At 66.5% G+C, this 14,614-nt stretch carries 4 protein-coding genes; all 4 read right to left on the bottom strand.

Annotated elements, in window-relative coordinates; all coding sequences use genetic code 11:
- A partial coding sequence (locus LC490_RS24015; RefSeq protein ID WP_223621874.1) for an autotransporter-associated beta strand repeat-containing protein occupies positions 1 to 10,840 on the bottom strand: 10,840 nt, incomplete at its 3' end.
- 68 nt (positions 10,841 to 10,908) lie between these two features.
- Positions 10,909 to 11,085, bottom strand: a complete 177-nt coding sequence (locus LC490_RS24010) for a hypothetical protein (RefSeq protein ID WP_223621873.1) — start codon at positions 11,083 to 11,085, stop codon at positions 10,909 to 10,911.
- Positions 11,086 to 11,409: 324 nt separating this feature from the next.
- Positions 11,410 to 11,607, bottom strand: a complete 198-nt coding sequence (locus LC490_RS24005; RefSeq protein WP_223621872.1) for a hypothetical protein — start codon at positions 11,605 to 11,607, stop codon at positions 11,410 to 11,412.
- A gap of 356 nt (positions 11,608 to 11,963) precedes the next feature.
- On the bottom strand, positions 11,964 to 14,614 hold a 2,651-nt coding region (locus LC490_RS24000; RefSeq protein WP_223621871.1), incomplete at its 5' end, for an autotransporter domain-containing protein.

Genomic DNA, 14,614 nt, shown 5'->3' with positions numbered 1-14,614 from the left:
CCAGCGAGCCCAGGTTGGCGCTCAGGTTGATGTCGTAGACGCGCGTATCCAGGCCGGCGCCGCCGTCGATGGTGCCGAGCACGGTGGTGCCGTCGTGGACGACGAAGCTGTCGTCGCCGTCGCCCAGCGCGAAGGTACCGCCGACCGTGTCGAGCGTACCGACTACGTCGAGCACGTCCTCGCCGGCGCCGAGATCGCCGTTGGCCAAAGCCGAACCGTTGACGGTCACCGTGTTGGCGCCGGCGCTGCCGGTAATCGCGGCGGCGATGCCCGCCCCTGCGTCCAGGCTGCCGTCGACGGTCAATGTGGTGTCGTCGTTCATCGCCACGGTCGGCGTGCTCAGCGCGCCGGCGACCGCGAGCTCGCCGCCGTTGAGGGTGGCGCCGCCGCTGAAGCTTTGGGTGCCGGTCAGGGTCGCGATGCCTGCGTTGTCCTTCTGCAGGAATTCGAAGTTGACCGTATTGCCGGCATCGAAGCTCAGCGCACCGGCGTTGTTGAGTACCACCGTATCGCCGGTGCCGTGACCGCCGCCGTCGATGACGTTGTTGAGCAGTGCGCCGTCGTTGAGCGTGAGCGTGTCGTCGCCCGCCGCCAGGTCGATGGTGCCGCTGCCGGCGACAGTGCCGGACACGTTCATGGTGTCGGCGCCGGCCGAGCCGGTGTAACTGCCGTCGACGTTCAAGGTGGCGCCGCTGGCGACCGTGCTGGTGACTGCACCGTCGATGCTGCCGGCCGCGCCGATGTCGAGGGTGCCGCCGTTGACGTTGACGGTGGTGAAGGCCGATGCCGCCGGGCCGTCGACGCTCAAGGTGCCGGTGTTGGTCTTGGTCAGGGTCTCGAAGTTGATTGCGCCGCCCAGGGTCGCGCTGCCGGCGAGATCGGCGATGAAGGTGTCGGTGCCCGCGCCGCCATCAATCGCATTGGCCAGCCCGGACAGGTCGGCGCCATCCTGGATGGTGAAGCTGTCGTCGCCGTCGAGCAGATCGAGGGTACCGGCGCCGGCCACCGTACCGGCCACGGTGAAGCTGTCGTTACCGGTGGTGCCGGTATAGCTACCGTCCATTTGCAAGGTGCTGCCGGCGGCGACCGTGGTGGTCTGCGCGGCCACGCTGCCGCCCGCGGTCACGTTCAAGGTGCCCGCCGCGACGTTGACGGTGGTGAAGTCCGAACTCGCCGGGCCATTGATGTTGAGCGTGCCGACGCCGGTCTTGCTCAGTGTCTCGAAGCCTTGCACTGCGCCGAGGTTGGCGATGGTCGCGATGTCGGTGTTGAAGGTGTCGTTGCCGACCCCGGCCGCGACCGTGCCGATGAGGTTGGTGCCGTCGTGGATGGTCAGGGTGTCGTCGCCGGCGCCCAGGTCGAAGACGCCACCCTGCGTGTCGAGAGTACCGCTCACATCCAGGATATCGCTGCCGTCGCCCAGATTGCCGGTGGCGAACAGGCTCGCGCCGGCGGCCACGTTGACGGTGTTGGCGCCAGCGCTGCCGGTCAGGGCCGCCGTGGTGCCGCCAGCGGCCTGCAGGCTGCCGCCGACATTGAGCACGGTGCCATCGGCCAAGGCCACGGTCGGCGTTTCCAGGGCGCCGGCCACAGTCAGCGTGCCGCCGTTGAGGGTGGTACCGCCGCTGAAGCTCTGCGCCCCGGTCAGGGTCGCGGTGCCTGCGTTGTCCTTCTGCAGGAATTCGAAGTTGACCGTATTGCCGGCATCGAAGCTCAGCGCACCGGCGTTGTTGAGTACCACCGTATCGCCGGTGCCGTGACCGCCGCCGTCGATGACGTTGTTGAGCAGTGCGCCGTCGTTGAGCGTGAGCGTGTCGTCGCCCGCCGCCAGGTCGATGGTGCCGCTGCCGGCGACGGTGCCGGATACGTTCATGGTGTCGGCGCCGGCCGAGCCGGTGTAACTGCCGTCGACGTTCAAGGTGGCGCCGCTGGCGACCGTGCTGGTGACTGCACCGTCGATGCTGCCGGCCGCGCCGATGTCGAGGGTGCCGCCGTTGACGTTGACGGTGGTGAAGGCCGATGCCGCCGGGCCGTCGACGTTCAAGGTGCCGGTGTTGGTCTTGGTCAGGGTCTCGAAGTTGATCGCACCGCCCAAGGTCGCGCTGCCGGCGAGATCGGCGATGAAGGTGTCGGTGCCCGCGCCGCCGTCGACCGCGTTGGCCAATCCGGACAGGTCGGCGCCGTCCTGGATGGTGAAACTGTCGTCGCCGTCGAGCAGATCGAGGGTGCCGGCGCCAGCCACCGTACCGGCCACGATGAAGCTGTCGCTGCCGGAGGTGCCGCTATAGCTGCCGTCCACTTGCAAGGTACTGCCGCTGGCGATCGTGGTGTTCTGCGCGACCACGGCGCCTGTCGCGGCGACGTTCAAGGTGCCGGCCAGCACGTCGACCGTGATGAAGTCCGAACTCGCCGGGCCGTTGATATTGAGCGTGCCGACACCGGTCTTGCTTAGGGTCTCGAAGCCTTGCACCGCTCCCAGGTCGGCGCTCAGCGCGATGTTGGCGTTGACATTGTCGATCCCGACCCCGCCCGCGACTGTGCCGACGATATTGGTGCCGTCGTGGATGGCCAGGCTGTCGTCGCCGGCGCCCAGGTCGAGAATGCCCGCGCCGGTGTCCAAGGTGCCGGACACGTCGAGCAGATCGCTGCCGTCGCCCAGATCGCCGCTGGCGAGCAGGCTCGCACCCGCGGCCACGTTGACGGTGTTGACGCCGGCGCTGCCGGTCAGCGTCGCGGTGGTGCCGCCTGCCGCTTGCAGGCTGCCGCCGACATTGAGCACGGTGCCGTCGGCCAAGGCCACGGTCGGCGTTTCCAGGGCGCCGGCCACGCTCAGCGTGCCGCCGTTGAGGGTGGTGCCGCCGCTGAAGCTCTGCGCCCCGGTCAGGGTCGCCTCGCCGACATTGTCCTTGCGCAGGAATTCGAAGTTGACCGTATCGCCGCCATCGAAACTCAGCGCGGCGGCGTTGTTCAACACCACCGTATCGCCGGCCCCATGACCGCCGCCGTCGATGACGTTGTTCAACACCGCACCGTCGTTGAGCGTGAGCGTATCGTCGCCGCCCGCCAGGCCAATGGCGCCGCTGCCGCTGACCGTACCCGACACGGTGAAACTGTCGGCCAGTGCGCCGCCGCTGTAGCTGCCGTCCACGTTCAGCGTTGCGCCGCTGGCCACGGTGGTGGTCAAGGTGTTGCCCACTGCTGCGACGACGCTGCCGCCGGCGGTCACGTTCACACTGCCGGCCACCACGTTGACGGTGGTGAAGTCCGAGCTCGCCGGGCCGTTGACGTTGAGCGTGCCCACACCGGTCTTGCTCAAGGTTTCGAAGCCCTGCACCGCGCCGAGGTTGGCACTGGTCGCGATATCGGTGTTGAAGGTGTCGTTGCCGGCCCCGGCTATGACCGTGCCGATGATGTTGGTGCCGTCGTGGATGGTCAGGGTGTCGTCGCCGGCGCCGAGATTGAAGCTGCCGAAGCCTGTGTCGAGGGTGCCGGCCACATCGAGCAGGTCGCTGCCGTCGCCCAGGTCGCCATTCGCCAGCAGGCTGCCGCCGGCGCTCACGGTCACTGCGTTGGCACCGGTGCTGCCGGTGATCGCCACCGCCGTGCCGACGCCTGCCTGCACGCTGCCGTCGACGTTGAGTGCGGTGCCGTCGGCCAGGCTCAAGGTCGGCGTTTCCAGGGCGCCGGCCACCCGAAGGGTGCCGCCATCGATGGTGGTGCCGCCGCTGAAGCTCTGGGTTCCGACCAGGGTCGCCTCGCCGACGTTGTTCTTTTGCAGCAACTCGAAGTTGGCCGTGTTGCCGGCGTCGAAGATCATCGCATTGAGGTTGTCGAGCACCACGCTGTCGCCGGTACCGGTGCCGCCGCTGATCGCAGCGCTGAGCAGCGAGCCGTCTTTGAGGGTCAAGGTGTCGTCGCCGCCGCACAAGTCGATGGTGCCGCTGCCCGACACCGTGCCGGAGACCGTCATGCTGTCGTTGTCGGCGCCGCAACCGTAACTGCCGTCGACGTTGAGCGTCGCGCCAGTGGCCACGGTCGTGGTCAGGGTATTGCCCGGCGCCGGGACCACGCTGCCGCTCGGCGTCACGTTCAAGGTGCCGGCCGCGACGTCGATGGTGGTGAAGTCCGAACTCGCCGGGCCGTTGATGTTGAGCGTGCCGACGCCGGTCTTGCTCAGAGTCTCGAAGCCCTGCACCGCGCCGAGATCGGCGCTGGTGGCGATGTCGGTATTGAAGGTGTCGTTGCCGATGCCGGCGGAGATCGTGCCGGTAATCGTAGTGCCGTCGTGGATGGTCAGAGTGTCGTCGCCGGCACCGAGCGCTAAGGTGCCGCCGCCGGTGTCCAGGGTGCCGGCCACGTCGACGACATCGGCGCCGTCGCCGAGATCTCCGTTCGCCAACAAGCTGCCGCCGGGACCCACGAATACGAAGTTGGTGCCGGCGCTGCCGGTGATCGTTGCCGCAGTGCCGACGCCCGCCTGCACACTGCCGTCGACGCTCAGGGCGGTGTCGTCGGCTAAGGCGATGGTCGGCGTGGTCAGGCTGCCGTCGACGTCGAGCACGCCGCCGGCGATGGTGGTGCCGGCGCTGAAGCTCTGAGTGCCGGTCATGCTGGCGATGCCGCTGTTCTGCTTGAGCAGGCTTTCGAAGCCGGCGGTGGTGCCGCCGTCGAAGCTCAGGGGCGAGGCATTGTCGAGCACCAATTGGTCGTTGGCGCCGCTGCCGCCGTCGACGCCGATGCCGCCGATCGTCGCGCCGTCGTTCAAGGTCAGCGTATCGCTGCCGGCGCCCAGGCTCAGCGCGGCAGCGCCGGTGTTCAAGGCGCCGGCCAAGGTCAGCGTGTCGCTACCGTCGCCGAGGTCGCCGTTGGCGGCGAGGCTGGCGCCGGCATTGACCGCGATGGTGTTGATGCCGGCGCTGCCTGTGAGCGCGGTCGGCGCGGGGCCGGCGGCCTGCACGCTGCCGTCGATGTTCAGAATAGTTCCGTCGGCCATCGACACGGCGGAGGTGTCGAGGGCGCCGTCCACGTCCAAGGTACCGCCGTCGATCGCGGTGCCGGCGCTGTAGCTTTGGCCTCCGGTAAGGGTCAGCACGCCGATATTCTGTTTGGTCAGGCGTTCGAAACCGGCGACGCCGGTGCCGCCGAAGGTCAGCGGCAAGGCATTGTTGACCACCAGGTTGTCGGCGCTGCCGGCACCGGCATCGACGCCCGCACCGACGATCGCAGCGCCATCGTTCAAGGTCAGGGTGTCGTCGCCGGCACCGAGGTTCAACACCGCAGCTCCGGTATCCAGGGTGCCGGTGAGGTTGACCGCATCGCTGCCATCGCCGAGATCGCCGTTGGCTCGCAGGATTCCGCCGCTGTTGACGTTGATCGTGCTCGCACCGGCATCGCCGCTGAGCAGCGCCGGCGCGGCGCCGGCGGCCTGTACGGTGCCGTCGACGTTCAGGGTGGAGGTGCCGCTCATCGCAACGGTGGCGGTGTTGAGGATGCCGTTGACGTCCAAGGTGCCGGCACTGACGGTGGTGGCGCCGATGCTGTTGTTCGCGGTCAGCGTGGTGGTGCCCGTGCCGACCTGGGCGAAGGTACCGGGGCCGCTCATGATGGCGTTGAAGACGACCGTGTCGCTGCGGTTCATCGACAGCGTGGACGTCGGCGAGTCGACGATCACGTTGCCGGTGCCCAGATTGCCCGACGTGCCGCCGTTACCGATCATCAGGTTGCCGTTGTTGACGACGGTGTTGCCGGTGTAGGTGTTGTTGCCGGTCAGCGCCCAGGTGCCGCTGTCGTTCTTGGCCAGCGTGGTGATGCCGGTACCGGCGTTGCCGATGATGCCGGCCAGGGTGTTGTTGCCGGTATTGGTGCCGCCCAGCGCGATGGTGCGCGCCACGTTCGGATTCGCCAACCCGATCGTGCCGGTGTTGGTGAAGTCGACCGCGCCCGTGCCCGACGACTCGATGAAGGTCACGCCCGACGCCAGGGTAAACAGGCGGTCGGTGCTGTCGCCCGCGCCGGTGTAGCGCAAGGTGGAGCCGTTGCCGATCACCAGGTTCGACGCCGCACTCGAGGACGCGCCGATACCGCTGGCCGCACCGCCATTGGCCAACTGACTGACGCCGAGCACGCCGCCGCTGATGGTGGTGATGCCGGTATAGCTGCTGTTGTTGTTGGTCAGGATCCAGGTGCCGATGCCGGTCTTGGTCAGCGAGGTGGCGCCGGTGCCGTTGTTGTCGAGCTGCGCCGAGAAGGTGTTGTCGGCGGTGTTGACGCCGGTGAGAGTGAACGTGCGCGCGGCATTGGTGCCCGCCAGCGCGATGACGCCGGTGTTGGTCATATTCAGCGCGCCGGTGCCCGATGCATCCAACGTACCGCCACCGACACCCAGCGTGAACAGACGGTCGCTGCTGGTGGCTGCGCCGGTGTAACCGAGAGTGGCGCCGCCGCCGATGACGAGATTAGCGGCAGCCGAACTGCTGGCGCCGATCGCGCTGTTGCTGCCGCCGTTGCTCAGACAGTCGACGCTCAAAGTGCCGGCATTGATTGTCGTTGAGCCGGTATAGCTACTATTGCAACCGGACAGGCGCTGGATCTGCGCGCCGTTCTTCACGAGATTGCCGCTGCCGCTGATCGCGCCGGCGTAGACGATGCCTGCGGCATTATTGCCGCTGCTCAGCGTCAGGGTCTGCGCGCCCAGGCTGATGTTGCCGCCTACAGCACCGCCGCCGTGCAGCCAGGCGAACGTGGTGTTGAAACCGTTGAGATCCAGCAGCGCGCCGGCGGTATTGAGCATGTCCAAATGACCGGTGCCGAAGGCCGTGGCCGACCCGGCGCGCAGGATGCCGCCGGTGACTTGGGTGCCGCCCGTATAGGTGTTGTTACCGGACAACAACAGGGTGCCGGGGCCATCCTTGCGCACGTAACCGCCGCCCACGACGGTGCCGCTGAATGCCAGAGTGGTGGCCGCATTGGCCACCTCGATCGCGGCCGGACCGCTTTGTGCAGTGAATCCGCGGTCGATGCTGATGTTGCCGCCGGTGTACTTGAGGATGGCGGTGTTGAACAGAAGATTGGACGAGACGTTGGAGGAAGCGCCGATACCGCTGGCGAGGCCGCCGTTGGCCAGGCAATCGGTGGTGATCTGGCCGCCGTTGATATTAGTGACACCGGTATAGGTGTTGTTGCAGCCGCTCATGATCTGTTGCGTCGCGCCGTACCCGCCGCCCCGTATGAAGCCGCCGGTGCCGCTGATGGTCCCGGTAAACGTGCCCGCGCTGCCGATGGAGGTCAGCGTGGCCGAGCCCAGGGTCACGTTGCCGCCGCCTCCGAGCGCCCCGATGGTGTTGTTGAAACCGGCGAGATCCGTCGTCGCTCCGGTCGCCACGACCAGGTTGTTGGTGGTGGCGCCGAAGGCCTGCGTGGAACCGGCCCGCAGCGTGCCTGCATTGACGGTGGTGCCGTTTCCGTAGGTATTGGTGCCGGACAACACCAGGGTGCCTGGACCTTCCTTGCGCAAACCGTCATCGCCCACCACCGTGCCGCTCACGGTCAGCGTGGTCGCTGCATTGCTGACGTCGACGCCGCCGCTGCCGCCGCCCGCGGCAAGGTTACCGACGGTGAAGCCGCGGTCGGTGCTGGTCGTCCCCCCCGTATACATCAGCGTGCCGTTGTTGAGGACGAGATTGCTCGAGGCATTGCTCGAAGCGCCGATGCTGCTGACCAGCCCGCCGTTGGCCAACGTGGTGACCGACAAGGTGCCGCCGTCGACGCGTGTGATGCCGGTGTAGTCATTGCCGGCGTTGCTGAGGGTCAAGGTGCCGGCGCCGGTCTTGGTGAAGTTGGCACCGTCGGTGCTGGTGACCAGGCCGCTGAAACCGAGGTTGGCTGCAGCGTTGGTGACTTCGATACCGCTGCCGAGGATCGCGCCGGACTTGGCGAGGGTGAAGCCGCGGTCGCTGCTGGTGGAGCCGCCGGTATAGCGCAGTGTGCTGCCTTCCAATACCAGGTTGGACGCCGCCGCGGACGAAGCGCCGATGCTGCTCGCCGCGCCGCCGTTGGCGATGCTGGCAACCGACAGGATGCCCTGCGACACGGTGGTGCCGCCGCTGTAGGTGTTGTTGGTATTGCTCAGCGTGACCAGCCCGGTACCGGCCTTGGTGAAACCGATGCTGCCGCCGTTGTCGACGATCTGCGAGGCGATGGTGAAGTTGCCGGTGCCGTTCTGCTGGATGCCGAGCGTGCCGCCGCCGGCCATGCCGGTGAGCGAGCCGCCGGTGATCGTCTGGTTGTTGGCCAGGACCGACGGGGCGACGATGATCGTCCCATCGATGCCCAATGTCTGACCGCCGGCGACCGTGACGGTGGTAGTCGCGTCCGGCGTGGTGAACTGCAGGCCACCGAGTTGGACGCTGCTGCCGACCGTGCCGAAAAAACTGTCGGCATCGGCATCGCTGTCGGAAATGAATTCGCCGGTCAACCAGAGCGACGCGTCGTCCTTGTCGGTGTAGTCGGCATCGGTGAAGGCAAGGATATTGCCGCCGACCACCTTGGCGTAGTCGGTGCCGTTGACCGTGGCCCAACCGCCCAGGAGGGTGTTGGTGGTGGTGATGTTGCCGCTGCCCGGCAGATTGAAGTTGATCAGTCCGCCGGTGCGGGTGATGGCGCCAAGGTTGACGGTCATGCTGCCGCCGGCGCCGGAGGTCGCACCGATGGTGTTATTGCCGGCGACGACATTCAAACCGTTGAAGGCCTGGGTATTGGCCTCGCCGGCCGCGCCGACCGCATTGAGCGTGCCGCCGCCCATGGTCAGGGTCGAGGCGCTGGAGATGATGTTGCTGGCGGGCCCGCCCGCCCCGGCGAAGTCCAGCCGCAGCGTGCCGCCGTTAATCGTAGTCGCACCGGTATAGGTGTTGGTTCCGGTTAGAGTCTGGGTGCTGGCGCCCTCCTTGGTGAGGCCGCCGCTGCCGGTGATGTTGCCGGCATAACTGGTGTTGGTGGCCGCGGCCCCGTTGAGGGTCAGCGTGCCCGTACCGATGTCGACGCTGCCGCCTGTACCGGCCAGCGACGGCAGAGTGATGTTGAGATCGTTGAGGTCCAGCGTGCCGCCATTGATCACGGCGCCACTGCTGGCGCCGAACGCGCTCGTATTGCCTGCGCGCAGAGTGCCGCCGTTGACGGTGGTGCTGCCGGTATAGGTGTTGACGCCGTTGATCACCCAGGTGGACGCGCCGCTCTTGGCCAAGCCGCCGGCACCGGACATGACGCCGGTGAAGAAGTTGTCGGCTCCGACGAAGCTGCCGCCGAGGGTGCCGGTATTGGTGAGCCCCAGGGTCCCGCTGAGCGACAACGCACCGCTGCCATCGCTGTTGATCGTGCCGTTGTTGAGCCCCCAGGCGCGGTTACTGCTGGCGCCGGCACCGGTGTAGCTGAGCACGCCATTGGTGATGCCGATACCACCACTCGAGCCAAGCGAACTGGCGACGCCGGTATTGGCCAGCGTGCTCGCCGAAACCGTCACGTTGCCGATGCTGGTGGTGGTAGCAGTGTAAGTATTGGCCCCGCCCAGCGTGATCGTACGGTTCGTGCCGCCGCCAGTCAGAGTGAAAAGAGGTTGGCCGCCGCTGATGACGCCCGACAACACCAGGTCCGCGCTTTGCGCGCTGAAGAAAGTGCCGCGCGCAGCGAAGGCGCCGTTCTGGTACTGACCTAAGATGTTGCCGGTCAGCGTGAGGGTGCCCGTGCCCGAATTGGTGATTCCGCTATTGCCGAAAAAACGCGAGAACACTTGCCAGTTACGGTCGGAGCTGGAGCCGCTGCCGGTATAGACCGCGTTAATGCCGCTGTCCGAAGGGTTCAGAACGATCGTGCCGTTGGCCACCGTCGTCGGCGCACCCAGTGCACTGGCCCCTCCGTTTACATTAGCGATGGAACTGAAGAAAACAGTAGCGTTGGTGCCGACCACCGTTTGCCCGGTGTAGTCATTGGCGTTGTTGGTCAGCGCGACGCCGTTCTGCAGGTTGAGGCCGCCGGCGCCGGTGTAGCGCGCGGCGCCGACGCTGCCGCCGATGACGACCGATCCACTGGTGAGGGTCACCACGCGGCTGGCATTCAGCGCGCCGGTACTGGACAGCCAGGTGCCATTAGCCATGGTGATGCCGTTGCCGGCGACGCCCAGCGCAGCGTCGCCGTTGACGAAGAGACGTCCGGCGCCGACGTTGATGCCGCCACTGAAGGTGTTCGCGCCATTGAGCGTCAAGTCGCCGCTACCGGCCTTGGCCAGGCCGGCCGTGCCGGCGATGACGGAGTTGATCGTCGCGCCGACGCCCGCGTTAGTGGTGATGGTGGGCGCGACGCCCCCCAGGGTCAGGGTGCTACCGCTGAGCGTGTAACCGGTGGTCTCGAAGGTGAGGTTGTGCACGGTAATCGGTACGCCCAAGGTCACCGTGCCGGCGGTGCCACCAAAGAACGCGTCATCCAGTGCGGCGTTGTTCCAGGCGCTGTAAGGCCCGCTCACGCCATCGCCATTGGGACTCCAGAACGGACTGGTGGTGTTCCAGATACCGGTTCCGCCGCGCCCCACCGCGGTGCCGTTGACATCCCAGAACCGATTCGCCGCCTGTGCCGGCGCAAACAGCGACAGCAACACCGCGAACACGGCCAACTGCAACGGCCACGCGCGCTCAGGGGGCGAACCTTCGACCTGGTCGCGATCAAGCACCCGCTCGTGTACGCGGCCGCGCTTATCGACCCCTCCCCCGCTCTTGCCACGGCTGGTGGCGAGTTCCGAAACGACCACCCACGCGTTGAGCGCATGCGACCAGAGGATGCGGAAAATGCGGTTCATGTTGTTCTCCGTGTGACTCGCGAACGCGTGACGGACGAGGCGCCGTCGGCTACGTCAGTGACCGTATTTCAGATACGAATAAATCGATGATTGGATGAAGCTGGCACGGTCGAGTGCAGGAAATCGGCGAAGTGCGGCCAAGTACGGCCAGATGTGGCGATGCGCTGGAGAAAGCCTTCGCGAAACGAACAAAGCAGCGGCGTGGAATCGGAACGGGCGGCGAGCAGCGGCACGATGCGAGGCACTGCGATGACGCCGACCGCCCCTGTTCGGGCAAGCGCTATCGACTGATGTCGACGAGACTTCTACACCCGAAAATAGCGAAATCGCAAGCGGATTCGGGGCATCGAACCGCACTTAGCCAACAAGGATCGGAAAAGCGCCGACGATCGTCACGCGCCTTGCACGCGAGGCCATCGTCGCAGTGAGAAAACGTTAGTTTCAGTGAACATCCGATAGTGAACCTGCCCACGCCGCAAGCTGATGGCGCAGAGAGTTCGATTCATGCCGCCCCCTTCATCGGTCTCCATACCAGCTGGAACCTCGATGTTGTTTCAGTGCTCGAAATCTTAGGTGTGGCTCAGCAGCGCGTCGATGCGGATGCGCTGCGACAGCTCGCTGACGGGCTGCCATCCGTTGGCCGCGGCGACGCCCTCCAACCGTTTCAGGTTCGCCGCGACCTCGCGATAGAACATGCACGCCGCCCGCCCGATTTTGTCGGGATAGTGCCCCGCCACTTCGGAGCGCTCGGACAGTTGCGCGGACATCCCCCGCCTCCGGCGCACTAGGATTTGTGCTGTGTATCGCATTTTAAGAGGGGCCGGATGTTTCGAAATTGGGAAAAATCTTAGGGTCGATGCATCGGGGGTGCCTGTAGAAATTGGCCACGGTGCCATTGGGGAAAACCCGCCGTGGACAGCGCCGACTTCGGCACAACCTGGATTGCGTCGGGTTTCGCTGCTCGGCCGCTCGCTGGCGCAGTCGGCCAAGGTCTTATCACTGTCTGATCGTGCGGACGCTTGGCATCCTGTCGGTCCTAGGCATCGCCGATGGCGGTGCGGTCGGCAGAATCTCAGGCCTTGCCAGCGGGCGGCCGGACCGTCAGGTGCCGGCCGCCCTTCGTTTACCAACGAATTCTGATACCCAGGTTAGCCTGGCGCTGCTTGATGTCGCTGCCCTCCAGGCTTTCCCCGTAGGACAACACGCCGAACAGGCTGACCGATTCGTTCAACTCGGCTTCCACGCCGACGTCGAGGGTCGCCATCAGGCCCAGTTCGTGGTTCGGGAACGACTGCGCCTGTCCGGCGGCACCGGGCGGCATGACGACCAGGGCGTTGTCTTTCTCGCCGAGGGTGTCCTGTACGCCGAGCGTCGCCCACGGCCGCACTCGCGCACCGCCCGCGGTCTCGAACAGCTTGTCGGCACGAACCGCCACTCGTGCGGTGCCCAGCAGGTCGTCGTCCATCACCAGTTGCTTGCCGCTGGCGTCGAGCTTGTCTTCCCACTGCATCGCGCTCGCGCTCAGGTTGACTTGCGGTTCGACGGTCCAGCCGTTGCTCAAGTGAAAGCGATGGCCGAGCTGCGCGCTTGCGGTCAGGCTGTTGCCGCCGATCTCTTCCTTGAAGCCATCGGCGACGGTGATGTCAGCTTCCGGCAATTGGCCGACCAGGGTCATGTCGAGGTAGGTGCCATTCTTCCAACTGACGCTGCCGTACATGCCGACCATCGGCGTATCGACGCGCACGTTGGCTTCTCCGATGCCTTGCAGGTCGGTCGAGTTGGTGCCGCTGGCCCAGTAGTTGCCGTGCTGGAACGCGACGAACAAGCCGCCGCGCAGGGTGCGGGTCTCGCGATCCTGTAACTGCGCATCGACGCCGACGTACAAGCCGAGTGTGTCGCCGCTGAAAGCGAAGCCTGGGTTGGCGCCCATCTCCAGTTCGCTGCCGGTGGCAGCCACCCAGAAACCGTGGCAGTCCCCTTCCAGCGACCAATAGGCGTGTTCCATTTCGTCTTCGTGCGAACCGCAGCGCGGGGTGTCGCCGCGCACGCCGGCCATGCGTTCGAACAGCAGGCGGTTATTCTCCTGGATCAGCGCGGCGCCGATGCTCGGCAGCACGGCGTAGCCGCCGATTTCCGGCAGGATGTCGCTGGCTTCGGTGTTGAGATACCAGCCATCGCCCTGGCGGTCGAAGGTCCATGGAAACACGCTGCCGTTCAAGCGCACCACGCCGTCGCTCGCGCCGGCGGAAATGAAGCTGCCTGCGGTCGCTGCGTTGTCGTTCGGCGCCGAAATCACCCGGATCGAGGCCGGCTGTTGCGGGGTCTCGCTGCCGTCGCCGAGGAAGGTCACCGCGGTGCTGCCGATGACGTCGCCGCCGATGTCCAAACCGCCCGAGCTCTGATTGCCCGGCGATACCGTCAGCGCCAGCGCGCCGCCACCGGTGTAGTTGCCGCTGATGCCGAAGCGGGCGCTGCCGACCCGGATGAAACCCGAGTTGGACAAATTGCCGGTGAGGCTGGCGCCGCTCATGCCGATCAGTTCCGAGGTGCCGTCGATCGACAGCAAGCCGCCGGCCAAGTTCAGCGGCGCGGTCAAGGTCAGTTGCGTGCCGGTGAGGAGATCCACGCGCTCCCAGTTCACTAGCGGGCTCACATCGCTCTGGTCCAGGGTCATGCCGTGGAAGTTCACCCGATCCTCGCCGCCGGCGCCGCCGTCGAAGCGGACCAGGCCGCTCAAGTCGCCGCCGCGGAAATCGACGCTGTCGTTGCCGGCGCCGAATTCGAAGTTGCCGATCACCGTGCCCGACGACGCGAAGCTGTCATTGTCGGCGGTGCCGCTGTAGAGGCCGGTGGCCTTCAGGGTCGCGCCGGCGGCTACCGTAGTGTTCTGCGCTGCCACGCTGCCGCTGGCGGTGACTTCGAGCAGGCCACCAATCACCTCGACGTCGATGAACTGCGAAGGCCCGTTGATCTGCAACGCACCGGCACCGGACTTAGCCAGCGATTCGAAGCCCAGCATGCTGCCCAGCGGCACGTTGAAGCCGCCTCCGATATTTGCCTCGAGCGTGTCGTTGCCGAGGCCGCCTTCGACCGTGCCGATCGCTGCGGTGGTTTCGTGGACGATGAAGCGGTCGTCGCCGGCACCGAGCGCGAACGTGCCGCTGCCGGTGTCGAGCGTGCCGGCCAGGTCGAACACGTCGTCGCCGTCGCCGAGGTCGCCGGAGGCGAGCAAGCTCGCGCCAGCGGCCACTTCGACCGTGTTGACGCCGGCGCTGCCGGTCAACACGGTCTGGCCTGCGGCCATGCCTTGCACGCGGCCGTCGATCGCGAGCGTGGTGCCGTCGGCCATCGCCAAGGTTGGCGTATGCAGGGTTCCGGCCACGCTCAGAATGCCGCCGTTGAGCTTGGTGCCGCCACTGAAGCTCTGGGTGCCGGTCAGCGTGGCTTCGCCGGCGTTGTCCTTCTGCAGGAACTCGAAGTTGATCGTGTTGCCGGCATCGAAGCTGAAGGCGTTGGCGTTGTCGAGCACTACCGTGTCGCCGGTGCCGTGTCCGCCGCCGCTGATGACCGCGTTGAGCACGGCGCCGTCGCCGAGGGTCAGCACGTCTTCGCCGCCGCACAGGTCGATGGTGCCGCTGCCGGACACGGTGCCCGACACGCTCATCGTGTCGTTGGCGGCGCCACAACCGAAGCTGCCGTCGACGTTCAAGGTCGCGCCGGCTCCGACCACCGTGGCCAGTGTGCTGCCTGCCGTCGCCACCACGCTGCCGGCCG

It is taken from the genome of Lysobacter sp. ESA13C, from assembly GCF_019970005.1.
Taxonomy (GTDB): domain Bacteria; phylum Pseudomonadota; class Gammaproteobacteria; order Xanthomonadales; family Xanthomonadaceae; genus Lysobacter; species Lysobacter antibioticus_B.
Note: the sequence above shows the minus strand (reverse complement) of the source record. Positions and strands in the feature narration are given on the sequence as shown.

Coding starts and splice junctions, on each gene's coding strand:
- LC490_RS24005 (WP_223621872.1), bottom strand. CDS start 11,607: ATGTCCGCGCAACTGTCCGAGCGCTCCGAAGTGGCGGGGCACTATCCC.